General features: G+C 73.0%; 22 protein-coding genes. 9 read left to right on the forward strand and 13 right to left on the reverse strand.

Annotated elements, in window-relative coordinates; translation table 11 throughout:
• Nucleotides 1–13 precede the first annotated feature (13 nt).
• Nucleotides 14–1,456 (forward strand): family 43 glycosylhydrolase, encoded by a 1,443-nt coding sequence (locus J3486_RS25230; protein ID WP_207823988.1) that lies wholly within the window; start codon nt 14–16, stop codon nt 1,454–1,456.
• A 14-nt stretch (nt 1,457–1,470) separates the two neighbouring features.
• Here the strand turns inward: J3486_RS25230 and J3486_RS25235 are convergent, their stop codons facing one another.
• The 3 genes from J3486_RS25235 to J3486_RS25245 form a co-directional block, all read right to left on the reverse strand.
• On the reverse strand, nt 1,471–1,689 hold the full coding sequence (locus J3486_RS25235) for a hypothetical protein (protein ID WP_207823990.1): 219 nt from the start codon (nt 1,687–1,689) through the stop codon (nt 1,471–1,473).
• Nucleotides 1,690–1,818: 129 nt separating this feature from the next.
• Nucleotides 1,819–2,265, reverse strand: a complete 447-nt coding sequence (locus tag J3486_RS25240; RefSeq protein WP_307804926.1) for a pyridoxamine 5'-phosphate oxidase family protein — start codon at nt 2,263–2,265, stop codon at nt 1,819–1,821.
• Nucleotides 2,266–2,385: 120 nt separating this feature from the next.
• A complete protein-coding gene (locus J3486_RS25245) occupies nt 2,386–3,195 on the reverse strand; it encodes a class I SAM-dependent methyltransferase (RefSeq protein ID WP_229378530.1) in 810 nt (269 codons plus the stop codon).
• A gap of 78 nt (nt 3,196–3,273) precedes the next feature.
• Between J3486_RS25245 and J3486_RS25250 the strand changes: the two genes are divergently transcribed.
• Genes J3486_RS25250 through J3486_RS25260 form a run of 3 tightly spaced genes read left to right on the forward strand, consistent with a single transcriptional unit; the run spans nt 3,274 to nt 4,235 of the window.
• The gene (locus tag J3486_RS25250; protein ID WP_207823992.1) at nt 3,274–3,864 is read left to right on the forward strand and encodes a TetR/AcrR family transcriptional regulator; all 591 of its coding nucleotides are present in this window, start codon (nt 3,274–3,276) and stop codon (nt 3,862–3,864) included.
• Entirely contained in the window at nt 3,861–3,998 is a 138-nt protein-coding gene (locus tag J3486_RS25255; RefSeq protein ID WP_207823994.1) for a hypothetical protein, read from the forward strand. Before J3486_RS25250 ends, J3486_RS25255 begins: the two co-directional genes overlap by 4 nt.
• A 24-nt stretch (nt 3,999–4,022) precedes the next feature.
• Nucleotides 4,023–4,235 (forward strand): hypothetical protein, encoded by a 213-nt coding sequence (locus J3486_RS25260; protein WP_207823996.1) that lies wholly within the window; start codon nt 4,023–4,025, stop codon nt 4,233–4,235.
• A 36-nt stretch (nt 4,236–4,271) separates the two neighbouring features.
• Here the strand turns inward: J3486_RS25260 and J3486_RS25265 are convergent, their stop codons facing one another.
• Nucleotides 4,272–6,479, reverse strand: a complete 2,208-nt coding sequence (locus tag J3486_RS25265; protein ID WP_207823998.1) for an MMPL family transporter — start codon at nt 6,477–6,479, stop codon at nt 4,272–4,274.
• Nucleotides 6,480–7,259: 780 nt separating this feature from the next.
• On the opposite strand from J3486_RS25265, the gene J3486_RS25270 reads away from it, so the two are divergent.
• Complete coding sequence (locus tag J3486_RS25270) at nt 7,260–8,423, forward strand: alpha-hydroxy-acid oxidizing protein (RefSeq protein WP_207824000.1); 1,164 nt, start codon at nt 7,260–7,262, stop codon at nt 8,421–8,423.
• A 51-nt stretch (nt 8,424–8,474) separates the two neighbouring features.
• Here the strand turns inward: J3486_RS25270 and J3486_RS25275 are convergent, their stop codons facing one another.
• Together J3486_RS25275 and J3486_RS25280 are read right to left on the reverse strand one after the other, a co-directional pair.
• Complete coding sequence (locus J3486_RS25275; RefSeq protein WP_207824002.1) at nt 8,475–9,254, reverse strand: SGNH/GDSL hydrolase family protein; 780 nt, start codon at nt 9,252–9,254, stop codon at nt 8,475–8,477.
• Nucleotides 9,251–9,817, reverse strand: coding sequence for a PadR family transcriptional regulator (locus J3486_RS25280; protein WP_207824004.1), 567 nt, complete (start codon nt 9,815–9,817; stop codon nt 9,251–9,253). Before J3486_RS25280 ends, J3486_RS25275 begins: the two co-directional genes overlap by 4 nt.
• 74 nt (nt 9,818–9,891) lie before the next feature.
• Between J3486_RS25280 and J3486_RS25285 the strand changes: the two genes are divergently transcribed.
• Nucleotides 9,892–10,287 carry a nuclear transport factor 2 family protein gene (locus tag J3486_RS25285; protein ID WP_207824006.1) on the forward strand — a complete coding sequence of 132 codons (396 nt, stop codon included), beginning with the start codon at nt 9,892–9,894 and terminating at the stop codon, nt 10,285–10,287.
• A 24-nt stretch (nt 10,288–10,311) separates the two neighbouring features.
• Here the strand turns inward: J3486_RS25285 and J3486_RS25290 are convergent, their stop codons facing one another.
• From J3486_RS25290 to J3486_RS25310, 5 genes are all read right to left on the reverse strand, one after another.
• Nucleotides 10,312–10,833 (reverse strand): flavoprotein, encoded by a 522-nt coding sequence (locus J3486_RS25290; protein WP_207824008.1) that lies wholly within the window; start codon nt 10,831–10,833, stop codon nt 10,312–10,314.
• Nucleotides 10,830–11,654, reverse strand: a complete 825-nt coding sequence (locus J3486_RS25295) for an N-formylglutamate amidohydrolase (RefSeq protein ID WP_207824010.1) — start codon at nt 11,652–11,654, stop codon at nt 10,830–10,832. The genes J3486_RS25290 and J3486_RS25295 overlap by 4 nt, the downstream gene beginning before the upstream one ends.
• A 473-nt stretch (nt 11,655–12,127) precedes the next feature.
• Nucleotides 12,128–14,635 (reverse strand): fibronectin type III domain-containing protein, encoded by a 2,508-nt coding sequence (locus J3486_RS25300; protein ID WP_307804927.1) that lies wholly within the window; start codon nt 14,633–14,635, stop codon nt 12,128–12,130.
• A gap of 292 nt (nt 14,636–14,927) precedes the next feature.
• A complete protein-coding gene (locus tag J3486_RS25305; protein ID WP_207824013.1) occupies nt 14,928–18,122 on the reverse strand; it encodes an amidohydrolase family protein in 3,195 nt (1,064 codons plus the stop codon).
• 154 nt (nt 18,123–18,276) lie between these two features.
• Nucleotides 18,277–19,236, reverse strand: a complete 960-nt coding sequence (locus tag J3486_RS25310) for a triacylglycerol lipase (RefSeq protein ID WP_207824014.1) — start codon at nt 19,234–19,236, stop codon at nt 18,277–18,279.
• 333 nt (nt 19,237–19,569) lie between these two features.
• Here J3486_RS25310 and J3486_RS25315 point away from each other — a divergent pair, with 333 nt between their 5' ends.
• The 3 genes from J3486_RS25315 to J3486_RS25325 all read left to right on the forward strand — a co-directional run bounded on the left by J3486_RS25315 (nt 19,570) and on the right by J3486_RS25325 (nt 22,536).
• Nucleotides 19,570–20,805 carry a helix-turn-helix domain-containing protein gene (locus J3486_RS25315; RefSeq protein WP_207824015.1) on the forward strand — a complete coding sequence of 412 codons (1,236 nt, stop codon included), beginning with the start codon at nt 19,570–19,572 and terminating at the stop codon, nt 20,803–20,805.
• A 93-nt stretch (nt 20,806–20,898) separates the two neighbouring features.
• Complete coding sequence (locus tag J3486_RS25320; protein WP_207824130.1) at nt 20,899–21,246, forward strand: M48 family metallopeptidase; 348 nt, start codon at nt 20,899–20,901, stop codon at nt 21,244–21,246.
• 111 nt (nt 21,247–21,357) lie between these two features.
• Nucleotides 21,358–22,536 carry a methyltransferase gene (locus J3486_RS25325; RefSeq protein ID WP_207824128.1) on the forward strand — a complete coding sequence of 393 codons (1,179 nt, stop codon included), beginning with the start codon at nt 21,358–21,360 and terminating at the stop codon, nt 22,534–22,536.
• Here the strand turns inward: J3486_RS25325 and J3486_RS25330 are convergent.
• Nucleotides 22,504–23,727 (reverse strand): MFS transporter, encoded by a 1,224-nt coding sequence (locus J3486_RS25330; protein WP_307804928.1) that lies wholly within the window; start codon nt 23,725–23,727, stop codon nt 22,504–22,506. The genes J3486_RS25325 and J3486_RS25330 overlap by 33 nt on opposite strands.
• Nucleotides 23,724–24,317, reverse strand: a complete 594-nt coding sequence (locus J3486_RS25335) for a helix-turn-helix domain-containing protein (RefSeq protein WP_207824016.1) — start codon at nt 24,315–24,317, stop codon at nt 23,724–23,726. The genes J3486_RS25330 and J3486_RS25335 overlap by 4 nt, the downstream gene beginning before the upstream one ends.
• Nucleotides 24,318–24,339 lie beyond the last annotated feature (22 nt).

A 24,339-nucleotide genomic window follows, 5' to 3' on the forward strand; every position in this document is an offset into this window, starting at 1 on the left:
TAAGGAGCCGCTCGTGCGCGCACGGTCCCGTACCGCCCTCGTCTTCGCCCTGCTCGCCCTGCTCGCCGGTCTGGCCTGCGCCCCGCAGGCGGTCGCGAAGCAGCCGGCGAGACCCGCGGCCGCGAGCGGCACCTTCCGCAATCCCTTGAACACCGGCCCCGACCCTTTCCTCACGTACGCCGACGGGGCCTACCACCTGACCACCACCCAGGGCGACAGCATCCGGATGTGGAGCTCACCCTCCCTGGCCACGCTGCTCGACGCGGACCCGGTGACGGTCTGGACGGACACCGACACCTCCCGCGACCAGCACATCTGGGCCCCGGAGTTCTACCGCTTCGGCGACCACTGGTACCTCTACTACACGGCCGACGACGGGACGGACGATCACCACCGCCTGTACGTCCTGGAGTCGTCCGGCGACGACCCGACGGGCCCGTACCACTACAAGGCGAAGCTCACCCCGCCCAACCACGCGAACGACTTCGCGATCGACCCGGGCATCCTCCAGCACGACGGCAAGCTGTATCTCGCGTACAGCGGCATCAACCCGTACCAGCACAACGGCCTGAACATCGCGCCCATGTCGAACCCGTACACCGTCTCGGGCGACGCGGTCGCGATCGACGCGGCGGGCGGCTGCCCCGAGGTCCGCGAGGGCCCCGAGTTCCTCAACCGCAACGGCCGTACATGGATGACGTACTCGACGTGCGACACCGGAAAGCCGGACTACCAGGTCTGGATGATGTCCCTGGCGAACGGCGCCGATCCGCTCGTCCCCGGCAACTGGACGCAGCACCAGGGGCCGGTCTTCTCCCGCGCCGACGACCGGGGCGTGTTCGGCCCCGGGCACCACGCCTTCTTCACGTCCCCCGACGGCACGGAGGACTGGCTGATCTACCACGCGAAGACCACGTCGGCGTACACCTACACGGACCGCACGACCCGCGCGCAGAAGATCGGCTGGAACGCGGACGGCAGCCCGGACCTGGGGACGCCGCTCGCGATGGGCGCGACGCAGGACCTGCCGTCGGGTGACCCCGGCTCGGGCAACCACTGGATCAACGACGACGGCCGGTCGAGCGGCAGCGGCACCGTGACGTACACCGGGGCCTGGAACTCGGGCACCGGCTGCGCCGCGCAGTGCTTCTGGGGCGACGACCACTGGAGCGAACAGGCCGGCAACACGGCGACGTTCACCTTCACCGGCACCCGTATCGCCCTGCTGTCGGTGAAGGACACCGGCAACGGCATCGCGGCCGTCAGCGTCGACGGCGGCCCCGAGCAGCGCGTCGACTTCTACGGCGCGATCCGCACCGGCGAGACGCTCCAGTATCTGAGCCCGCGCCTGAGCAACGGCCCGCACACCTTGCGGGTCCGCGTCACCGGCGAGCACAACGCCTCGTCCGGCGCCTCGTTCGTGAGCGTGGACCGCGCCGAGGTCTACACGGACTGAGCGCTACCGCATCCTCACTCCCCTTCGATCTCCGCGTCGATCTCTATCTCCAGCAGGCAGAAACCGACGCCGTTGCAGGAAGCGCAGACGGTGCCGCCGTCGCGACTCCCGCTGCCGTGGCACGCGCCGCACAGTCCGTCGTGCCACGTCGTGCCGTCCAAGGCGTAGTGCGGGCGCGGATAGTGCGTGTCCGCGAGGACGCACTCCACCTGTGTCTCCGGGTGCCGCCGCACGCACAGGTCCTGCCCGGAACGCCGCGGTCGACCGTCCTGGCTGATGGCCGCCTCCTTTGGTCGTGTGCTGTCGGATGCCGAGTGTTCTTGCCCTTTCCAGGGATAGCACCCGGCACTGACAACGCCACTTCAGCCGGGCACGGCGTAGCTCAGGTCGTGGGCCGTGAGCGAGGCCGGCGCCAGACGCAGCCAGACCGTGCCGCGTTCGGCGGGATCGTCGTGGAGGTAGTGCCGGAAGCGGTCGTCCCACAGGGATGCGTCGGCCCCGAGGTAGCGGACGAGCTTGCGGCGTCCTCGCGGTACGTCGAAGGGGAGGAGTTCGGCGCGGCCACGGGCCAGGACCTGGCGCACGCGGCCCGTGGCCAGGTCGCACTCGTCCACGACCAGGGCGACGCGCGGGTCCTCCCGGACCCGGTGGAACAGCCGGGCCCACGGCCCGGTCAGCACCCAGAACGCCCCGTCCTCCCACAGGTACCAGACGGGGCGGACCGTGGGCCCTTCCGTGGCCAGACGGGCGGTGAGGGGGCGGGCGAGGAAGGCGTCCGTGTCGAACGGGGCGGTGTCGTGATGTGTCACGGGCGCCATCATCCGGCGCACCGCGCCCCCTGCCCACCGTCTGCCGAACCAGGTCTTCCGACCCAGGACTTGAGGCCTCGGCGGCTCCCCGCCCCTCCCGTCCCCTCCCCTCCTGTCCCCCTAGTCGGCCTTCCGCACCGCCGTCACCGCCACCGTGACGTACGGCAGCGTGAACGCGCCGCCCAGGGCGTCGATTGCCGCGCCCGTGCGTGCGTGCAGGTCGGCCGACTGCTCCGGGGTGCACAGGGCGGCCCCGCCGCTGGTGCTCATGAACTCCAGCCAGGCGTCCCGGGTGTAGCGGCCTTCCCAGCGCTCCTCCCAGCGCTCCGGTTCCTCGAAGGAGCCGGTGCCGCGCAGCCCGTCGGCGACCTTGTCGAAGATGCCGCCGTACGCGTTCAGGGCGGCGCCCTTCCAGGGGTTGAGCGGGGTCTTGGGGAGAGCCTCGCCGTAGGCCCGGGCGAGGGCGTCCGCGAGCTCGGGTGCGGGCTGGTGGACGTTCCACAAGAGAGCGACGCGGCCCCCGGGGTGGAGCACCTCGGCCGCCTTGGCCGCTCCCGCCGCCGGGTCGATCCAGTGCCAGGTCTGTCCGGCGACGACCGCGTCGAAGGTGCGGCCTGCCGGGTCCCAGCTCTCGAACTGCCCGACCTCGGCCGGGACTCCGCGCCCGCGCGCGTAGTCGGCCATGCGGGCGTCGACGTCGACGCCGAGCACGGTGCAGCCCGCCCCCTGGAACTGCCGCGACACGATGCCCGTACCGCAGCCGACGTCGAGGACGTCGGGGCCGGGCGCCGCCGCGGCGATCCGGCGCACCAGGGCGTCGGGGTAGCGCGGACGGCTGCGGTCGTAGCGGTCGGGGTCGGTGCCGAAGGACTCCGCCATGCGGCGCGCCTTGTGGGGTTCGTCCGGGGTCGCCCCGGAGTTAGTGGGCATGCGCCCACTCTAGTGGGCACCTGCCCACTCGTCTACGGTTGCTGCATCCGACGCAGGGCCGACGAAGGGGAGACGCAGGTGCCGACCGGGGTGGCCATCCGCGATGTGCGCACGCAGTTGTTCGACGCGGCCGAGCGCGTCCTGCTGCGGGACGGCGCCGCCGCGCTCACCAGCCGGGCCGTCACCGAAGAGGCCGGGTGCGCCAAGGGCGTGCTGCACCGGCACTTCACGGATTTCGACGCGTTCCTGTGCGAGCTGATCCTCGACCGGGTCGGGGGGATCGACGCGCGGGGCGCGACGCTGGTGGCGGCCGCGGGCACCGGCTCGCTGGTCGACCGGCTCACGGACGCCCTGACCGGTCTGTTCAGCCCGGTCGCCCTGGCGCTGGTCAGCCTGATCACCTTCCGGGACGGGCTGCGCGCACGCCTCCGGGCCGCGGGGCGGCCGGGGGTCACGGTGCTCGCGCAGGGCACGGCGATGGTGATCGCCTATCTCGGCGCGGAGCGCGACGCGGGCCGGCTCGCCCCCGGCACCGACCTGGACACGCTCGCGCTGAGCCTGGTCGGCACCGGCCATCTGCTGTTCGCGGGCCGCGACGAAGGGCCGCCCGCCCGCGCCGAGGTGCGCAGGGTCGTGGAGTCTGTCGTGGCCCCGGCGCTGCCCCGATGACGACGGACGCGCGGGCCGTGCCCCGGGGCATCATGGGCGCCATGGACAACATCCCGCCCACGGAGTGGATCAGCGTCGCCGCGTACGAGAATCTGCCCGGCCGGCTCCGGCCGATGGCGGCCGCACGGGCCTGACTGCGCGAGCGCGGGATCGACTGGATGCCGTTCGCGCCGGGCGAGATCCGGGTCGACCTCGCCTGCGGGATCGGGCCCGACGGCCACTGGCACGGCTGGTACGACGTCCGGGTCGCCGGCGCCGCGCTGCACCGGCTCGGCCTGCATCCCGCCCAGCCGACGGCCGTGGTCGAAGGCCCTTCCCCGCCCACCTGGTGGCACGCCGCCGCCGAACGCGCGGCGGGCCCGCCCCGATGACCGGAGCGGGCCCGCACAGCTCTGCGGCGTCGCAGCTCAGCCGCGTACCGTCTCCAGCTCGCGGTCGTCCTCCGCGGAGGGCGACCGCGGCGTGAGCGACTTGTGCAGCTTCTCGCCCTCGACGTCGACGTTCGGCAGCGCCTTGTCGAGCCAGCGCGGCAGCCACCAGGCGGACTTGCCGAGCAGCGCCATGACCGCGGGCACGATCGCCATGCGGACGACGAACGCGTCGAAGAGGACGGCGACGGCGAGACCGAAGCCCATCATCTTGATCATGTCGTTGTTCTCCATGATGAAGCCGGAGAAGACGCTGATCATGATGATCGCGGCGGCGCCGACGACCCGGCCGCCGTGCCGGAACCCGGTCACGATGGCCTCACCCGGGCGCGCCCCGTGGACGTACGCCTCGCGCATGCGCGTCACGAGGAAGACCTCGTAGTCCATCGCGAGACCGAAGACCACGCCGATCATGAAGATCGGCATCATCGACATGATCGGGCCCGGCTGGTCGACGCCGAAGACGTTCGCGAGCCAGCCCCATTGGAAGACCGCGACCACGGCGCCGAGCGCCGCCGCCACCGAGAGCAGGAAGCCGAGCGCGGCCTTGAGCGGGACCAGGATCGAGCGGAAGACCAGCATCAGCAGGAGGAAGGCGAGGCCGACCACCAGGAGCAGATACGGGATCAGCGCGTCGTCGAGGGTCTGCGAGAAGTCGATCGTCATGGCCGTGGCGCCGGTGACGAGGACTTCGGTGTCGGTGTCGGCCGACCAGGACGTGGCCTCGGAGCGGATCGTCCTGACCAGTTCCTCGGTCTTGTGGTCGCTCGGCCCGGTCTTCGGGACGACCGACATGATCGCGGTGTCACCGGCCTGGTTGACCTGGGCCGGGGCCACGGCCACGACGCCCTCGACCTTGGCCAGTTCGGCGCCGACCGTCTTCGCGGCGCCGGCCGCACCCTTGCCGTCGACGGTCACCATCAGCGGGCCGTTGAAGCCCGCGCCGAAGGACTCGGACAGCATGTCGTACGCCTTGCGCTGCGTACTGTCGGGCGCGGACGAGCCCTCGTCGGGCAGGCCGAGTTCGAGGCTGGTCGCCGGGACGGCGATGGCGCCGAGGCCGAGCACACCGACCAGGAGCACGGTGAGCGGGCGGCGCAGCACGAAGCGGGACCAGCGGGTGCCGAGGTTGGGCTTGCCGGCCTCGGCGATCGGGCCGGTCTTCTTGCGGTCCTTGCGGCGCAGCACCTTCTTGCCGGCGAAGCCGAGCAGCGCCGGAATCATGGTGAGCGCGATCAGCACGGCGATGGCGACGGTCGCCGCGGCGGCCAGGCCCATCTTGGTGAGGATCGGGATGTTGACGACGGAGAGGCCGGTCAGCGCCACGATCACGGTCAGACCGGCGAAGACGACCGCGGATCCGGCGGTGCCGACGGCGCGGCCCGCCGCCTCCTCGCGTTCTCGGCCCTCGGCCAGTTCCGCGCGGTAGCGGGAGACGATGAACAGGGCGTAGTCGATGCCGACGGCGAGGCCGATCATCGAGGCGAGCGTCGACGTGGTGCTGGACAGGTTCAGCACGCTGCCGAGCGCCGCGATGCCGGAGACGCCGATGCCGACGCCGATGATGGCGGTCAGCAGCGGCATGCCCGCGGCGATCATCGAACCGAAGGTGAGGACGAGGACGACGGCGGAGATGGCGATGCCGATCATCTCGGCGCTGCCGCCCATCTCCTGCTCGGCCTCGATCGCGTCACCGCCCGCCTCGACGGTGTAGCCGCCGTCGCGCGCGTCGTCGATCGCCTTCGTCTGCGCCTTGTGGGCGGCGTCGGTCAGCTCGGTGCCCGCGACCTTGTAGGTGACGGAGGTGTAGGCGGTGGTGCCGTCCTTGCTGACGGCGTTCGCCTTGTAGGGGTCGGCGACCGAGGCGACCTGCGGTCCGTCGCCGAGTTCCGTCACCAGCTTCTGCACGTCGGCCTTGGCCGCGGTGTCCGTGAGCTTCTGGCCCTCGGGGGCGCGTATGACGACGCGGGCCGTGGCGCCCTCGGCGCTGGCGGCCGGGAACTTCTGGTCGAGGAGGTCGAAGGCCTTCTGCGACTCGGTGCCGGGCATCGAGAACGAGTCCGCGGGCGGCGCGGGCGCGGCGGACGACGCGAAACCGATTCCGCCGAGCAGCAGCACCCACAGCAGGGCGACATAGCGGCGGCGTCGGAACGACAACCGGCCGAGTTTGTACAGGAACGTGGCCACGGCGAAAGGGGCTCCCGTCGGATGTGGTGAGAGGTCCCTCGGGCAGCCTCTCGGGCAGGAGCGACCGCCCCGCGGTGCGTCGTTGCACGTCAGGGAGGTCGGCAGGATCAGCTTCTATCCTCGCCGCCCGCGCGGGCCCGGAGGTCCGCCTCTGAGCCACAGTCCGCGCCCACGTCCGCGGTAGGCGCACGGCGGCGGTGTCATACCCGGGGAGGAGTCGTGCCCTATAGGTGTAGACCCCACGGTGGAGCGCGTCCGTGCACACCCTCAGAGGCCGCCCCCCTGGCGCCGCCCGGGTCTCCCGCGCGCTGCCGGCCGTCGCGCCGAGACCGCAGCCGCGTGATCGCCACCGCCGAGCAGGGCGGGCCGCGCGTCTGCGACCTCGCCGCCCGCCAGGTGCAGTCGCTGCCCGCGCCCGCCGCCCCCGGCGCGGGCCGGTTCACCAGACGTCGACCTGGTGCACCGTGCCCGCCTGCGCTACCTCGCCGCCACCACCGACCGCGGCAGCGACCGGCTGCGCGTGTACCGCGTCGACCCGAGCTGCTCCGGCAGCCCGCTCACCGAGTCACCGCCCCGCAGGCCCTCGCGATCTTCTCCGCCGCACAGCACGAGATCAACGAACAGCGCACCGCGTACGGCCTGGCCATCCGGACCGGCCGGTCCGCCGTCGGCGACTGACGCCTGCTCACGGCGTTCCCCGCCGAAGTCGATCTCTTTCCCGGGCGCCGGACTGCTGGCAGATTGGACCGCGTCTTTGTCCACCACAGAAAGAGGTGCGCCATGAGCCCGCAGTTCGGGGACTACCAGTACGAGATCTATCTCGACGGGCTGCGAGGTGTCGTACCGGACCTGCCGATGGAGTTCGGGGAACTGGAGCGGCGCGCACAGTCGGCGCTCTCCCCCTCCGTGTGGTCGTACGTGGCCGGGGGCGCCGGTGACGAGACCACCCAGCGGGCCAATGTGCGGGCCTTCGAGCGGTACGGGCTGATGCCGCGGATGATGGTGGGCGCGGCGCAGCGGGACCTGTCGGTGGACCTGTTCGGGATACGGCTCGCGTCGCCGCTGTTCATGGCGCCGGTCGGGGTGATCGGGCTGTGCGCGCAGGACGGGCACGGGGATCTGGCGACGGCGCGGGCCGCGGCGCGCACCGGGGTGCCGATGGTCGCCTCGACGCTGTCCGTCGACCCGATGGAGGACGTGGCCGCCGGGTTCGGGGACACCCCGGGCTTCTTCCAGCTGTACACGCCGACCGACCGGGCGCTCGCCGAGAGTCTGGTGAAGCGGGCGGAGGCGGCCGGTTTCAAGGGCATCGTGGTCACGCTCGACACCTGGGTGACGGGCTGGCGCCCGCGCGATCTGTCGACCGCAAACTTCCCGCAGTTGCGCGGCCACTGCCTGGCCAACTACACCTCGGACCCCCGTTTCAAGGAGCTCGTCCCCTCCGGCGATCCGATGGACGCCGTCCGCACCTGGGTCGGCGTCTTCGGCAACCCGCTCACCTGGGACGACCTGCCGTGGCTGCGTTCCCTGACCGATCTGCCGCTGATCCTTAAGGGCATCTGCCACCCGGAGGACGTGCGCCGCGCCAAGGACGGCGGCGTGGACGGCATCTACTGCTCCACGCACGGCGGCCGCCAGGCCAACGGCGGCCTGGCGGCGCTCGACGCGCTGCCCAGCGTCGTCGAGGCGGCCGACGGGACGCCGGTGCTCTTCGACTCCGGGGTCCGCTCGGGTGCCGACGTCGTCAAGGCGCTCGCACTGGGCGCCACGGCGGTGGGTGTCGGCCGCCCGTACGCGTACGGCCTCGCGGTCGGCGGCGAGGACGGCCTCGTCCACGTCCTGCGTTCCCTGCTCGCCGAGGCCGACCTGACTATGGCGGTGGACGGCTATCCGACGCTCGCGGATCTGACCCCGGAGGCACTGGTCACGCAGGCGCGGCAGTAGTCCCGGCAGGTCGGGTGGCGGGCACCGCGCCGGTGCCCGCCGGTCCCGGGGCTACGCCTCCGCCGCCCCGACCGGGAGCAGATCCGGGCGGCGGGCGGTGCGGCCGTCGCCCGAGGAGCGGCCGCGCAGTCGGCGGCCGAGCCAGGGGCCCAAGTAGGCCATCAGCCAGCGGAGTTCCGTGAGCGCCGAGTGCTGGTTCGGCGTCTCGCGCGGGGCGGGCAGCGGGCGGGTCCAGGTGGTGTCGCTGCCGGGGAGTTCCAGGGCGTGGGCGACGGCGTCCGCGATGCGGGCGTGGCCCAGCGGGCTCGCGTGCAGGCGGTCGGCGCTCCACAGGCGCCGGTCGGTGAGGGCGGGGGCGAGGGCCATGTCGGCCACGGCGACGTCGTGGCGGTCGGCGGCGGCGCGGATCCGGGCGTTGAGCGCGGTGACCCGGCCGGCGAGCGGGCGGGCCACGGGGATCATCCTGCCGACGTCGGGGAAGGTGACCGTGGCGACCTTGGCCCCGGCCTCCGTCAGCGCCGCGAACATGGCCTCCAGGTGACCGGCCACCTCGTCGGCGTCGAAGGACGGCCGCATCAGGTCGTTGACCCCGGCGACGACCGTCGCCAGGTCGGGGCGCAGGGCGAGCGCGGGGCCCAGCTGCTGCGCGCGCACCTGTCCGGCGAGACGGCCGCGCACGGCCAGGTTCGCGTACCGCGCCTCGGGGTTCAGCTCCGCGAGGCGCTCCGCCAGACGGTCGGCGCAGCCGCGCAGCCCCGTCGTGTCGTCGCCGTCGCCGACGCCCTCGGTCTGGCTGTCGCCCAGGGCCACGTAGCGCAGGTAGGTGCTCATCGGTCGGCCCCCGCCGTGCGCAGGTCGAGGATCTCCAGGGCGCGGCGGCCCCAGCGCAGGTTCTCCTCCTCCAGGCTGATGCCGCGCAGCAGCGTCAGATACGGGCCGACCCGCTCGCCCTCGCGCAGGAACCGCTCCTCGCTCATGCCCTGGAGCAGGTGGGCGCGTACGCGCTCGTAGCGGGCGAGCTTGCCGGTCGCCCACGCCATCCGTTCCTCGATGTGGGCGCGGACGGCGGCGGTGTCACCGATGTCGGCGGCCTGCACCTTCACCATGAGTTCGTCGCGCACGGCGGTGGGCCGGGGCTCCTTCGCCGTGAAGGCGACGAGGTCGGCACGGCCCGCCGCGGTGAGCGTGAACAGTCGCTTGTTGGGCCTGCGTTCCTGGGGGACGACCCGGGCCTCGATCAGGCCGTCCGCTGCGAGCCGCTCCAGCTCGCGGTAGAGCTGCTGCGGGGTCGCGGCCCAGAAGTTGGAGACCGACACGTCGAAGATCTTCGCCAGGTCGTAGCCGGACGCCTCGCCCTCCAGCAGGGAGGCGAGCACCGCGTACTTGAGAGACATCTGGACACCGTACAGCGATGCGATTACTTTCATCCACACCTATTCAACAAGTTGACCAAAGGGATGGTGTCGCCGTGCAGGCGTTCCGCAAGGCCGTGGAAGCGAACGACCACGACGCGATCGAGGCGCTCCTCGCCGACGACGTCGTCTTCACCAGCCCGGTGGTCTTCAAGCCGTACCCGGGCAAGGCGATCACCGCGGCGATCCTGCGCGGGGTGACGCGGGTCTTCGAGGACTTCCACTACGTACGGGAGATCAACGACGCGGGCGGCCGCGACCACGCCCTGGTGTTCGCGGCGCGCGTCGGCGACCGTGACCTCACCGGCTGCGACTTCCTGCACGTGAACGACGAGGGCCTGATCGACGAGTTCACGGTGATGGTGCGGCCGCTGTCGGCGGCGCAGGCCCTGCAGGTGGCGATGGCCGAGCAGTTCGACCGGATCGCGCAGGAGGCCGCCGGGGCCCGCTGACGCGGGCGGCCGGAGCCCGCGCGGTCAGGCGTCCGCGCGCAGCCCCGTCAGCAGGTCCGTCGCCGCGCCCCAGGAGAAGGCGCCCTCGGTGAACCGCACCCCCATCGCGCGCAGCCTGCGCAGGCTCGCCCCGTACGCGGGGTGCGTCGCCAGCTGCTCGCTCACGCACGGGGCCGCGGCGACCGGGACACCGGCCCCGTACGCCTCGCAGAGCGTGGCCACGGCGAGGGTGTCGGCGATTCCTCCGGCCCACTTGTTGATCGTGTTGAAGGTGGCGGGCGCGACGACGACCGCGTCCGCCGGCGGGAACGGGCGCGGCGTCGCGGGCGTGCGCCACGCCGACCGGACGGGCCGGCCGGTCCGCTCCTCCACCCCGGGCAGGTCGAAGAAGCCGTTGAGCGCGGTGGGGGTGGCGATGACCCCGACGTCCCAGCCGTCGTCCAGGGCCCGCCCGATCAGCTTGTCCACGCCGTCGGCGATCCCCGCCGCGCACACGACGAGGTAGAGGAAGGGCCGGGTGGTCGGGTCCTCGGAGCGCTTCGTCACGGGCGGCTGCTCACTCTCTCGATCAGGTCGGTCAGGGCGGCGGCCACGGCGTCGAGGCCCTCGTGCGGGGTCACGGGTTCGTCGAGGTACACGTCACGCCGCACCTCCAGCATCAGGGCCGTGACGCGCGGGTCCTTGCCGTAGTGCCGCAAGGGTACGTACGTGCCCGCGAACGGGCTGTCGAGGCCGGTCTCCCCGAGCGGGGCGAACGCCGTGCGGGCGTCGGCGAGCAGGGCGTCCGTGGTGTGGAACGGGTCGGTGCCGAGACAGACCGGCGGCCGCGGCCCGGCGCCGTGGAGTTCGTAGGGCAGGGCGCGGCTCGGGTAGGAGTGCACGTCGATGACGACGGCGCGGCCGGTCGCGGCGAGCCGCTCGTCGACCGCGCGGGTCATCGCCTCGGCGTAGGGCTCGAAGTAGCGGGTGATCAGGGCGGATTCGTCCGGTGCGGGTTCGGGGCGCAGCGGCGCGCGGCCCGTGGTGCGGGTGTAGACCGCGCCCATGCCGACGGCCCGCATCTCCTCGCGCTCGTCGGGGAACCGTTCGGGGTCGACGACGAGGCGGGAGCGTTCGTTGACGAAGCGCCACGGCCCGAGGGACGCGGCGCGTGCGGCCCGTTCGGCGATCTCCTGGGTGTGTGCGTCGGTGATCAGGTCCAGCTCGTGCTCCAGGGCGGCGTCGTCGAGCACGATGCCGGCGCGGACGTGCGGCGGGACGGTCCGGGAACCGTGCGGCACGTGCAGGATCACCGGCGAGTCCGCCGCGCCGGGGACCAACCGGTGCGCGGGGCCGTGCTCTTGGGCGGATCTGTCCGTGGTGTCCATGGCCCCAGCCTCTCCCACCGTCCCCATTTCCGAAACGCGGGTTTCCAACCTGGACCCCGGGTAGGGCGCCCAGCCGTCAGCTACTGAACGACTGTTGAGTAGTGCGGGTGCGACAGGAGTACGTCACCTTGCCCGATGCCCGCTCAGAACGTGTGCGCCACCTGGGTCCGCTCGGCATCGGCTTCGTGAACGTGATGACGGCCCTCGTCGTCATGGCCGTGCCGCCCGTGCTCACGCACGCCTGTCTGCACGCACGCCGATCGGGCGGTGGAACAGGTCGACGCGGATCTCGTACGGGCCGTGCGCGGCATGGGCCTGACGGTGTGGCAGATCCTGTGGCGGGTCCGTACGGCCTGTCGGGGGTGATCGCCGCCGCGCTGTGGGTGGCGGTGCCGGCGCTGGCCGCCGACGGCCTGTTCGGGCCGTCGGCAACCGGCTCGCGTCCCGTGGGACGCGCCTGCGGGGGTGAGCGGTCAGCTCGTGCGCGTCGTCGCCGTGGCGGTGGCCGCGGGGCCGGTGCCCGCCGCGGTGACGGCCGCGACCGTCACCGTGTACGACGTGCCGGGCTTCAGCCCGTCGAGCACCCGGAACATGCCCTTCGCGGTCGGCTGGGTGACCAGGGTGTCCCGTCCGGTGACCTCGACCGGCGCGCGCCCGTCGGAGACCGTGACGCGGTAGCCGACGACCTTCGCGTCGCCGGTGACGGTGGGCGGGGTCCATGCCACGGTGGCCTTCGTGGCCTCGGTGCGCAGCTTGGCGCCGGTGGGCGCGGCGGGCAGCGTGCTCACGGCCGTCGCGGCGAGCGGCAGTGAGGCGATCGACGGCGCGCTCTCGCCGTGGGCGCCCCGCGCGGTGACGGTCGCCGTGAACGGTCCGCCGGAGTCCGGCAGCGAGTCGACCCGCACATAGGCGGTCCGCTTGAACTCGGCAGCCGTCACGTCCCGTCGGGCGACCTGGGCGCCCTGTGCGTCGTACAGGCGCACCGAGTAGCCGGTCACCGGGGAGCCGCCGTCGGCGAACGTCGGGTTGAAGGTGACATACAGGGCGCTCGCGCCGGCGGCGCTCAGACCGACGCGGGACGGTGCCTCCGGGGCCGCGAGCGCACCGACGCGCCGATCGAGCAGATGCTGGTAGGACGGCTCAAGTCCGGCGTCCTCCAGCACCTTTGACGGTACGTCGGACGGGCTCGCCATCAGCCGGTTGCCGGTCGTCACCAGGCCCTTGTTGTCACCGTCGGACGTGCCCTCCTGCCACCAGTTGTCCTTGATCAGCGTAGGGTCGTTGTTGCCGAGGTCGTCGCGGTAGTCGGTGTGGCGCGAACCGACGTTGGCGTACACGGCGTTGTAGAGGACGTTGCCCTCGACCGTCTCGTAGGTGCAGCCGTTGTCGGTGTAGACGTTCTTGCCGAGGCCCAGCTGGTCGTGGATGACGTTGCCGGTGACCTTCTCGCCGTCGGCCATCGAGGTGCCGGTCAGTCCCTGCGTGTAGATGCCGCCGCCGTCGTCGAGCATCTGGAGGTAGTCGTAGATGAGGTTGTCGCGGACGGCGTTGTCGTGGCTCGGGTTGGGGGTGGCGATGTCGCCGATCTTGTCGGGCCAGCCGCCCCAGCCCATGGAGATCGCCGAGTAGCCGACGTGGTCGATCTGGTTGTGGGCGATGGTGTTGTGCTGGGTGTAGCCGTTCAGGACGGCGACGCCGCCGTGAAACTCGCGGGGCAGCCCGTAGAGGTGATTGTTCGTCACCTCCACACCGGACGCCGGGGTCCGACCGTCGACGCCGCCGACCTCGAGGCCGTTGCCGGAGATGTCGGTGAAGATGCCGCCGTCGACGGTGGTGTCCTCGGTGCCGGCACCCAGGTCGAGGCCAGCCGCGCCGAGGTGCGCGAAGACGTTGTCGCCGAAGTCGAGGCGCTGCCCGTACGTGACCGAGACATTGCCCGGCATCTTGGTCCACGACGCGAACGGGCAGGTGCCGCCGTCGACATAGCCGCACAGGCCCTGGGTGGCCCAGCCGCGGTCGCCGGTGATGGTGTAGCCGGCCTGGATCTCGGAGAAGCCCTCCGGCCGTGACGGCGTGAGCCAGGTGGCGTAGCTGAACTGCAGCCCGCGGAAGGCGACGTCGTGGACGGGCGCGTCGGCGGTGCCGCGCACGTCGAGCAGCTTCTCGGCCTGGGCGACCTCGACGTCGGCGCGGCCGAGGTCCTCGCCCTTGCGCGGCATGTAGTACACGCGCCCCGCGTGCCGGTCGAGGTACCACTCGCCGGGCTGGTCGAGCAGTTCGTAGGCGTTCTCGACGTACGTGGCCTTGCCGCCGTTGGTGAGTTTGCCGGGGCCGACCATGCTGACGGAGCGGCCGGGGATGTCGGGGAACTCCACGCGCTTGTTGGAGTTGTCCCAGCACGGCTGGACCATGGTGATCGTGGTGCCCTGCGCGGAGTCGATGCGGCAGCGCGGCTCGGTCCACTGGCCGAGGCCGTTGCGCTCGACGTTCCACAGGGCCTCGCCGCTGGTGTAGACGAACTCGGCGTCCTCCGGGTGCTTCCAGTGGGCGAGCGTGTCGGCGGAGGCCGTGTAGCCGGTGGCGGTCTGGGTGAGGCCGACGGGGACGGTGCCGCGGGCCCGCTGGGCGCGCACCCCGTCGACGTACAACTGCCGTGAGTCGGTGAGGCTTCGGGGCGCGGGGGCCGACCACAGGCCGAAGCGGCCCCGCACCGGGCTCCATCCCCCGACCTGCCGGCCGCCGCTGACGACGGTGGCGCCCTCGCCCGCACCCTGCCAGACGATCTTGTGGCCGTTGGATCCGGAGTCGCGGGCGTCGAGGACCAGCGGCTTCGTGCCTCGGTAGGTGCCCGGGGCGAGGTGGACGGTCAGATCGGCCGTCAGGTCGTGGGCGCGGGCGCGGACCAGGTCGCGGGCGCGTTCAAGGGTGCGGACGGGATGCCGGGCGGTGCCCTGCGCACGGTCGTTCCCGGAAGGAGCCACGTAGAGATCGGATGTTCCGGCCTGGGCCATGGATGCGGTGGCCGGTAGCCCGAGGGCCAGGGTTGCGGTGACCAGTGCTATTTGAACGGCTCTTCGGCGTGCGGGCATGGGTGCCCCTCCCCTGGGATCAGCCAGTAGCCAACCCGAGAAAAGGTAGGAGCTCTCAGAGGGGTCGTCAATCACTCATGTGAGATTCGTTCAGACATGTGGACATCGGCTGGCTGCGAACGTGCGGGAGAGCCCACGCCACCCAGGCCCTCCCGCACCCGGCCCCTCCCGCGCCCGGAGCCGTCTAGTACCCGGGGTCGCAGCAGCCCTCGCGTCGCATCAGGCGTCCGACCTCCAGCCAGTCTTCGGAGGCCGCGCGCGCCCTCGGGGCCACCTCCTCGAACGCCCCGACCAGGTCGGACTGGTGGAAGGCAGTGCCGCCGCGGAGCACGGCCGTCGTACGGATCAGGTCGTCGAAGTCGGTGAACGGGTCACCGTCGACGAACGTGAGGTCGGCGAGCTTGCCCTCCTCCACCGTGCCCAGGTCGGCGTCCGCGCCGAAGACCCGGGCGGGCAGCAGGGTCGCGACGCTGAGCGCCTGGGCCGCCGTGAGACCGCCGCGGTGCAGTGCGCGCAGCGCCAGGTGGAGGTGCAGGCCCACCGGGACGAGCGGGTGGTCGGTGCCGAGGGCGACCAGACCGCCGGCCGCGAGGACGCGCCGGTAGACGGCGATCTCCCGGTCCAGGGTGGCGAGTTGGGCGTCAGTGGGCGGGGTGGCCGCCGCCTTCCCGACGGCCGCGGTGTCCCAGGGCGGCATCAGGACGGTGACGCGCGGGTCGGCGGCGGTGGACGGGTCGGCGCCGGTGAGGGCCTGGGCCGTGAACGGTGTCGCGATCAGATGGAAGCCGCCGCCGCGTGTGTAGATCTCCTCGACGTCCTGTCCCGCACGGCCGCTCGCGGTCGTCGCGTGCCCGAACTCCAGGCGCTGAGTGGCCTGGAGATGGGTCGTCAGGTCCTGGCCGAGCTGGATGCCGGGCGTGCACAGGTGACTGCCGCTGCGCACGCCGAGCCGCTCGTGGGCGAAGCGTGCCGCCTCCTCCATCACCCAACCGGGTGCCCGCACATAGGTCTTGACGAAATCCCAGTCGAGACCCGCGGCCCGGTCCAGGGAGCGGCGCAGGCCCTCGCGGGTGCGGTGGGCGCGGCCCATGCTGTACGCGACGCGGGCGCCGTCGAGCAGTTCACCGGCGGCGAGCAGGCGCGGGCCCGCCAGCGCCCCGCACTGCACGGCCTCGCGGATGCGGGCCTGTTCGTAGGCGAAGCCGCCGAGGGCGACGGCGGTCGTGATGCCGTACGAGAGTTGCAGCGCGGTCTGCCGTCCGCCGTAGGTGGACTGCCAGGGGTGGGTGTGGGCGTCCCACAGTCCCGGGAGCACGGTCCGGTCGGAGGCGTCGATGCGGCGGGCGGCGCCGCGCGCGCTCACGCGGTGGGCGGTGACGTCGGTGATCCGGCCGTTCTCGACGACGATGTCGACGTCGTCGCGCACCTCGGTGCCGGTGCCGGCCCAGAGGCGGCCCGCGTGCACGACGGTGTCGGCGGGGCGGGGCGCGCGCTGGTCGAGGGGGAGGCGGACGGTGCGCGTGTCCCCGGTGGTCACGTCCATGAGGCGGAGCCGTCCGGCGGACAGGTACAGCAGCCTGCGGCCGTCGCCGGACCAGCTCGGATGGTCGGCGGCCTCGTCGGTGACGCGGCGCGGGTCGCCGTCGGGCGTGCCGTCGGGGCGTACGGGCAGCAGCCACAGCGCGGACTCGACGACGACGGCGAGGGTGCTGCCGTCCGGGGACCACACGGGCCCGGAGTCGTAGCGGTCGGCGATCGACACGTGTGGGGCGACGGTGTGCAGGGCGGCCTTGCCGGTGGTGGTGTCGACGACGCGGATCAGGTTGTAGCCCTCACGGAAGCGCTGGTTGAGGCGGCCCCGGTCGCACAGGGCCAGGTACCGGCCGTCGGGCGACCAGCTGGGCCGGCCGGGCAGTCCGCCGCTGCCGAGGGGGGCGGAGAGGACCTTCTCGGTGCCCGCGGCGAGGTCGCGGACGATCAGATTGCCGCTCATGTCGAGGCATGCGAGCCGGGCGCCGTCGCGCGCGAGCGCGGGGAAGACCCGGCCACCGTCGGCGAGCACGGTCTCGTGGCCGGTGGCCAGGTCGTGCCGGCGCACAGAGAAGAGGCCCGCGCGGTCGTCCGCGTACACCAGGGCCGTGCCGTCGGGGGTCCAGGTGGGGCCGAGGACATAGCGGGTCGGCGGGGCCTGCACGATCCTGCGTGGTGCGCGCCCGCCGGACGTGGCGCCGATCCAGAGGGAGTTGAGGGCGGCGAAGGCGATCCGCCGGCCGTCCGGGGAGAGTGCGGGCAGGTGCGGTGCGCGCACCGGGCGCACTCCCCCGGGCTCGAAGTCGTAGCGCTTGACGCGGTAGCGCGGCCGCTCGACGGGGAGCCGCGCGGCGAACGGGATCTCGGTGCCGTCGGCGGGCGCGTCCGGGCGTACGAGCCGGAACCGGCCGTCGACCGTGAGCAGCAGCGTGTCGCGGCCGGTCCAGCGCGGCGGTACCGGAGCGACGTCGCCGGGCACCGCGACGGGCTCGCCGTCGACGACGAGCGTGCAGGAGGCGGCGGGCGCGGGCGTGGTGCGCAGATGGGCGAGTCTGCCGCCGGGCGAGACCGCGGGGGTCATGACCTGGGCGCCCGAGGTGTCAGTGTGCTCGACGGTGACGGCTCCGGTGCCGTCTGCGGCGACGGAGGCGACGGTCGACGACTGGAGCGTTCCGGCGGCCGTGACGGTGCCGCGTACGAACAGCACGCGCCGCCCGTCGGCCGACCAGGTGGGGTCGAAGTCCTCCCAGGCGCCGTCCTGCCCGGGTCCCGACTGGCCTTCCGTGCCGGTGAGTCGAGTCATCGAGCCGCCTCGCACGTCGACGGTCCAGATCCGGTACGGGCTGCCGGTGACCGGGTCGCCGCCGCGTTCGGAGGCGAACGCGATGCGGGTGCCGTCGGGGGACCAGGCGGGCCCGCGGTCGTCCCACGGCCCGTCGGTGAGCTGTCTCGGTGTGCCGCCGTCCGCGTCGAGGAGCCAGAGGTGGAAGCCGCCGCCGCGGTAGGCGCAGACGACGAGACGCTCGCCGTCGGGGGCGAACTGCGGGCGGGTGGGCTCCAGTTCGGGGGTGGTGAGCGCGGTGGCGGTGCCACCCGTGCGCGGGATGGACCAGAGCACGTTCTGGATCTCGGCGACGATCCGGTCGCCGGACGGAGCGAGCGTGGCCGCGCCGTTGGTGGCGGCGGTGAAGGAGAGCGTCGTGGTGCGGGGCGCGGCGCCCGCCGCGGCGTCGGGCAGGGCGAGTGCGGTGCCCGCGGCGGCGACGGCGGTCGTGGTCCGCAGGAAGCTGCGGCGGGAGAACGGGAGGCCGGTGACAGCGGGGCCGGGGGTGGTGGAGGCGGTGTCCATGGAGCTCCCAAGGGTCGAAGGGACGTACAAGACCTAGGGGTGCACGAGTGGAACGCGAGAGGGGTGTGGACCACAGCAACATACGGGGCGAGGCCCTCGAACGGCCCCGCCCCGTACGGGTTCGGCTGGATCGCGGCCCCCGCCGGGCCGGTGACTACCCGACGGGCCCGGTGAGCGGCAGTACGGTGCGGCACGGCACCGGGCGCGGGTGCGCCGGGTCCAATGCGTTCAGCACGTACGTGAGGACGATCGGGTCGTACGCGGCTTCCAGGTGATCGGTGAGGTCCTTGGCGCAGGCGTCCTGGACGCGGATGTTGGTGACGGTCGCGCCGGGGCCCGCGGTCAGGAAGCTGTTGGTGTAGGGCGTGACGACCTCGTCGTACTTGGTGGCGATGACCGTGTAGTCGACGCCGGGCACGGTGTCGCCGCCCGCGTCGAGCCGCTGGTTGAAGTCCGAGCCGATCTCCTGCTCGACGAGGGCCGGGCCGATCTTGGTGAGCAGGTCGTTGGCGGGCTCCAATACATGGAGGGCGGCGCCGAGTTGGGTGATGCCGCTGAGCGTGGTGCCGTGGTTGGACGGGGTGATGCCGATGAGTTTGTCGACCTTGCCCGCGGCGCCCGGGTCGTTCTTCAGGTAGGAGCGGGGCAGGGGACCGCCGCCCTGGGAGTGGCCGACCAGGTCGACCTCGGCGGCGCCGGTGGCGGCCCGCACCTTGTCGACGAACGTGCCGAGCTGTGCGGCGCTGTCCGCCATCGCGCCGGTGCCCTGGACCGGGTTGCTCGCGCTGTCGGCTCCGTAGCCGAAGGCGTAGACGCAGTAGCCGTTGTTCGCCAGCAGGGGTGCGGCGCCGCGCCAGTTGTCGTTCATGTTCTCGAGCGTGCCGTGGATGAGGACGACGGGCCGCGGATGCTCGGCGCTCGGCCGGCAGCTCCAGTCGTTGGCTCCGGGCGGGGCCTGGTCGGCCTTGAAGAAGCCGTTCAGGAAGCCGCTGGTGAAGTTGTGCTCCACGGGCCGTTCGCTCTCGGTCGCCGTCGCGTTCGGCGCACCCAGTGCGACGAGGCCGGAAATCCCGAGTGTGCTCGCGGCGAGCGCTCCGAATATCTTGCGTCTCATTTCCAGTACCGTCCCTCGTCCTGAAAAATCGCTGCCTGGAATACCGCGGCATTCGCGGCGTCGGACGGCGAGAAGCTAGAAGGAGGTGCACGGCGACGGCAACGGTGGGGGCGACGGGTTTCGTGGGGCGCGCAGGACGGTGCCAGGATTGCCGGGCGGCCGTCGGCGAAGATGTCACCGAGGTGAGTGCTTTGCCGCGAGTTCGCCTCGACCGATCCGCAATATCGCTGGTGAACGACCTACTAGCAGCGGTAGTTAACTTGCCGTCAACACCTTGACCCGCGAGTGGCACCGGCTCATACTCGGCGGGACGGACGGACCACGAGGTGGGGCATGAACGCTTCCGGCACGGCCGGCGCGCCGGGCTTCGGTGGCGCGTGGGTCGTCTTTCCGCAGCGGCTCGGAGCGGAACTCCGCAAAGAGAACCGCACGCTCGCGGCCGAGATCATCCATGAAATCCGGCAGCAGATTCCAGAATTCTCCCGGCCCCTGTCGGGACAGTTCGGCACCGCCATCCAGAACGGCGTGGAAACCGCGCTCGCGGAATTCGTCGACCGGATCGAGGAGGGCGGCGGCGAACTCGACGCGCAGCGGCTTCCGGTCTATCGCGCCCTGGGCCGCGGCGAGCTGTCGGAGGGCCGCAGCCTGGACGCGCTGCAGGCGGCGTACCGGCTCGGCGCCCGGGTCGCGTACCGGCGCTATGTGCGGGTGGCCCGGCGCCTGTCACTGGGCACGGAGGCGGTGGCCCAGCTCGCGGAGACGGCCTTCACGCACATCGACGAGATCGCGGCCGCGTCCGTCGCCGCGTACGCCCAGGCCCAGGCGGACGCGGCCGGGACGCTCGGCCGCCGCCGGCACCGGCTGCTCGTGCTCCTGGTGACGCCGGACCCGGACCACGCGACGACCGACGACGCGCTGCTCCAGGCCGCGCGGGACGCGGAGTGGCCACTGCCGCGGACCGTGGCGGCGGCCGCCCTGGGCCCGCGCGCGCCGGTCCCCCGGGACGGCGCGGGGCCGACGCCGCAGGGTGCGGTGTCCCGCGGTCTGCGGCTGCCCGCTCCGGTGCTGGCCGATCTGGACGGGCCCGCGCCGTGCCTGCTCGTGCCCGAGCCCGCCGTGCAACTGGCCGACCCCCGGGTGCGGCAGCTGCTGCACGACCGGGCGGGCACCACCGGCCCCGTCGTGCCGCTGCGGCAGGCCGCCGACTCGCTGCGCTGGGCCCGCTCGCTGCGCGCGCACGCCCCGGGGTGCGGGCCGGACGACGCGGACCGACGGCTCACGGATCTGCTGCTGCTCTCCGATCCGCCGCTGGTGCGGCTGATGGCGGCCCGGCGCCTGGCCCCGCTCGACGCGCTCACGCCGAAGCAGCGCGACCGGCTCGCCCACACCCTTCTCGCGCATCTGCAGACCCCGCACGGCAGCGCCCCCGAGCTGGCCGAGCGCCTCGCGATCCATCCGCAGACCGCTCGGCAGCGGCTGCACCATCTGCAGCGACTGTTCGGGGCGCAGCTCACGGACCCGGACGCGCGCTTCGAACTGGAGGCGGCGCTGCGGGCGGAGCTGGCCTGACCCGCCCCGGCGGCGCCCGCGCGGGCCTGCGGAATATGCCGCGGGCCTGCTCGGTTGACGGCCCCGAAGGAGGCGACAGTGGAGCAGAAGCACATGGAGCAGGAGTACTACTCGCAGGGGACGGCCGCGGAGCGCTGGGAGCGGGCGCGGATGTTCTTCGACGCGAAGGAGTACACGACCGCCGCACGGATCCTGGACGGACTCGTCGCGGAGGTCCAGGAGCAGGTCGGCCTGCGTCTGCTGCTGGCCCGCTCGTACTACCACTCGGCCCAGCTGCGGCGCGCCGAGACGGAGTTGCGCACGATCGTGGAGCGTGACCCGGTGGAGCACTACGCCCGCCTGATGCTCGGCCGCACGCTGGAGCGGCAGGGCCGGGCCGATGAGGCGGCCCCGCATCTGCGGATGGCGGCGGCGCTCGCCGGGGACTTCCCGGAGGCGTGAGCGACGACGGGTGCGGCCGGTTCCGGGAACCGGCCGCACTGCTGTGAGCTGCGGCTCGGCTAGCCTTGCTGGACGATGAACCGCACCGACACGGCCGCCCCCGCTCCCGTCCTGACCACCCCCTGGTCGGACATCGCGCTCACCCGCCACCCCCAGGACCCGCGCGACCCGCTGCGCGCCTGGGACGCCGCCGACAGCTACCTGCTGAAGCACCTCGCCGAGCAGGACGTCGATCTGTCCGGCTCCGTCGTGGTGGTCGGGGACCGCTGGGGCGCGCTGGCCACGGCGCTCACCGGCACCGACGGCTGCGCGCCCGCGCTGATCTCCGACTCGTACCTGGGCCGGCAGGCCACGCGCACCAACCTGGAACGGGCCGGGCGCACGGGCGCCACCCTGCTCACCACGCAGGACGCCCCGCCGGACCGGGCCGACGTGCTGCTGGTCCGCGTGCCGAAGAGCCTGGCGCTCCTGGAGGACCAGCTGCACCGGCTGCGGCCCGCCGTCCACGCGGGCACGGTCGTCATCGGCACCGGCATGGTGAAGGAGATCCACACCTCGACGCTGAACCTGTTCGAGCGGATCATCGGCCCGACCCGCACCTCGCTCGCCGAGAAGAAGGCGCGGCTGATCTTCGCCACGCCCGACCCCGATCTGTCGCCCGGCCCGAACCCCTGGCCGCACAGCTACCGGCTCCCGGACGGCATCGGCCCGTTGGCGGCCCGCACCGTCGTCAACCACGCGGGCGTGTTCTGCGCCGAGCGCCTCGACATCGGCACCCGCTTCTTCCTCCAGCACCTTCCCGCGGGCACGGACGCCCGCCGGATCGTCGACCTCGGCTGTGGCAACGGCGTCGTGGGCACGACGGCCGCCCTCACCCACCCCGGGGCCGAGGTGCTGTTCACCGACGAGTCGTACCAGGCGGTGGCGTCGGCCGAGGCCACGTACGAGGAGAACGCGACAGGCCGGCCCGGCGGCGCGAGCTTCCGCACGGCCGACGGCCTGGAGGGCGTCCCGGACGGCAGCGTGGACCTCGTCCTCAACAACCCGCCGTTCCACACCCATCAGGCGACGACCGATCGGACGGCCTGGCGGATGTTCACGCAGGCGCGCGCCGCGCTGCGGCCCGGGGGCGAGCTGTGGGTGGTCGGCAACCGGCATCTGGGCTACCACGTGAAGCTGCGCCACCTGTTCGGCACCAGTGAACTCGTCGCCGGTGACCCGAAGTTCGTGATCCTGAAGGCCGTGAAGCGCGAGGGCTCACGACCGGGCCGGGGCGACCGGCGCCGCTGACGCGGCGAGCGCGGCGGCCACCAGGCACACCGCGCCGCACCCGGCGAGAAACACCCCGACGCCCCAGGCCGCCGCGACGACACCGGCGAGCGGCAGCAGGAGCGGGCTCAGACCGAGGGTGCACAGCGAGGTGACGGCGGTGACCCGGCCGAGATACTCGGGCGCGGCCCGCTGCTGCAGCAAGGCCTGCCCCAGCACCATGGGCACCCCGCTGACTGCGCCGAGCAGCGCGCACAGGGCGACGGCGGCGCCGGGTCCCGGCCGGGCGAGCCCGAGGGCGGCGATGAACACCGCGGTGGCGGACAGGCCGGCCGCGGTCAGGGCGCGCGGCGCGGGCACACGCCGTACGGCGGTCAGCGCGACGCCCACCACCGCGCCCGCCACGCTGAAGGAACCCAGCAGCAGCGACAGGGTCGCGGGCCGCCAGCCCCGCTCCTCGGTGAGCAGCACGAGTGCGGCGCCGACGGGTCCGCTGAAGCACATCTCACCGAGCGCGACGACGGCGACGAGGCGCGAGAGACCGGGCCGGTCGGCCAAGTACCGCAATCCGTCACGGAATTGGGCCCAGGGGGACTTAGATCGGCGGCGCTCGGGGAGATCGGGCACGCGAACCCGTACTCCGGCGATCAGCACCAGCGACACGACGAAGAGCACGCCGACCCCGGTGAACGCTCCCGGCGCGCCGGCCCCCGCCAGCGCGGCACCGGCCGCGAACGGCCCGGCCGTGTTGGCGAACCGCACGGCGAGCGACCGCATGCCCTGGACGCGCGTCAGCTGGTCCGGCGCGGTGAGCCGCGGCGGCAAGGCGCCCACGGCGGGCAGGAACAGGGCGTCGGCCACACCGAAGCAGACGGCCAGCGCGCACAGCACCGGCACGGTCGCCCCACCCGCGTACAGGACGCCGGCCACCGCCAGCACGGCCAGACAGCGCACGAGATCACTGCCGATGAGTACCCGGCGCGGCCCGAACCGGTCGGCGAGCACGCCCCCGCCGAGCAGCAGTACGGCCCGCGGCACGGCGCCCACGGCCAGTACGAACCCGGCCTGCGCGGGGCCCGCGACGTCGGCGGCGGCCCAGGTCAGGACGGTCATGTAGAGGACGTCGCCGGTGACGGACGTGGTGTAGGCACCGAGCCAGCGCAGCACGTTCGGGTCGCGGTGGGCGGCGGGCGCCTGGACCACCGCGCTCACGTCCGTGCCACCTCAGCGGCGGGGAACACCTGGATCTGCACCGTGGCGCGCGCGGCGCCGCGGGACGGCGGCCTGTCCCGGTAGCGCGCGACGACCGCGTGCAACTCCTCCTTGAGCCGGCGCAGTTCATCGGGCGTGACGTCGACGTCGACATCGCTGAAGGCGGACGCGGCGAACCACGCGTCGGGCATGCCGGGAACGGCGTGCGCGGCAACCCTGCGCAGGGTCTCGGCGGCGGCGAGGGCGACGGCCTGCGCGTACGCCCGCCCTTCGCCCCCGCCGCGCTCCGCCGGATCGTGCTGGGACGCCCGGTGCAGCGCCCGCCACCACCGCTCACGCCGGTTCCCGCGCCCGGTGTCCTCCTCGATGAGCCCGCCCGCGGCGAGCCTGCGCAGGTGATAGCTGGCGGCCCCGGAGTCCAGCTCGAACCGGCGCGCCAACTGCCGTGCGGTGGCCGGACCTTGCCGGCGCAACTCGTTGAGCAGGGTGATCCGCATGGGGTGGGCGAGCACGCGCAGAGCGGCGGAGTCGAGGGTGAACTCCCCCGCGGGGTCCGGCACTTGGGTGCGGTCACTGTCGGAAGCACTCATGCCCGTGGAGCGTAGACGCAGA

Origin of the sequence: Streptomyces sp. VRA16 Mangrove soil (assembly GCF_017377775.1) — a bacterium.
Classification (GTDB): domain Bacteria; phylum Actinomycetota; class Actinomycetes; order Streptomycetales; family Streptomycetaceae; genus Streptomyces.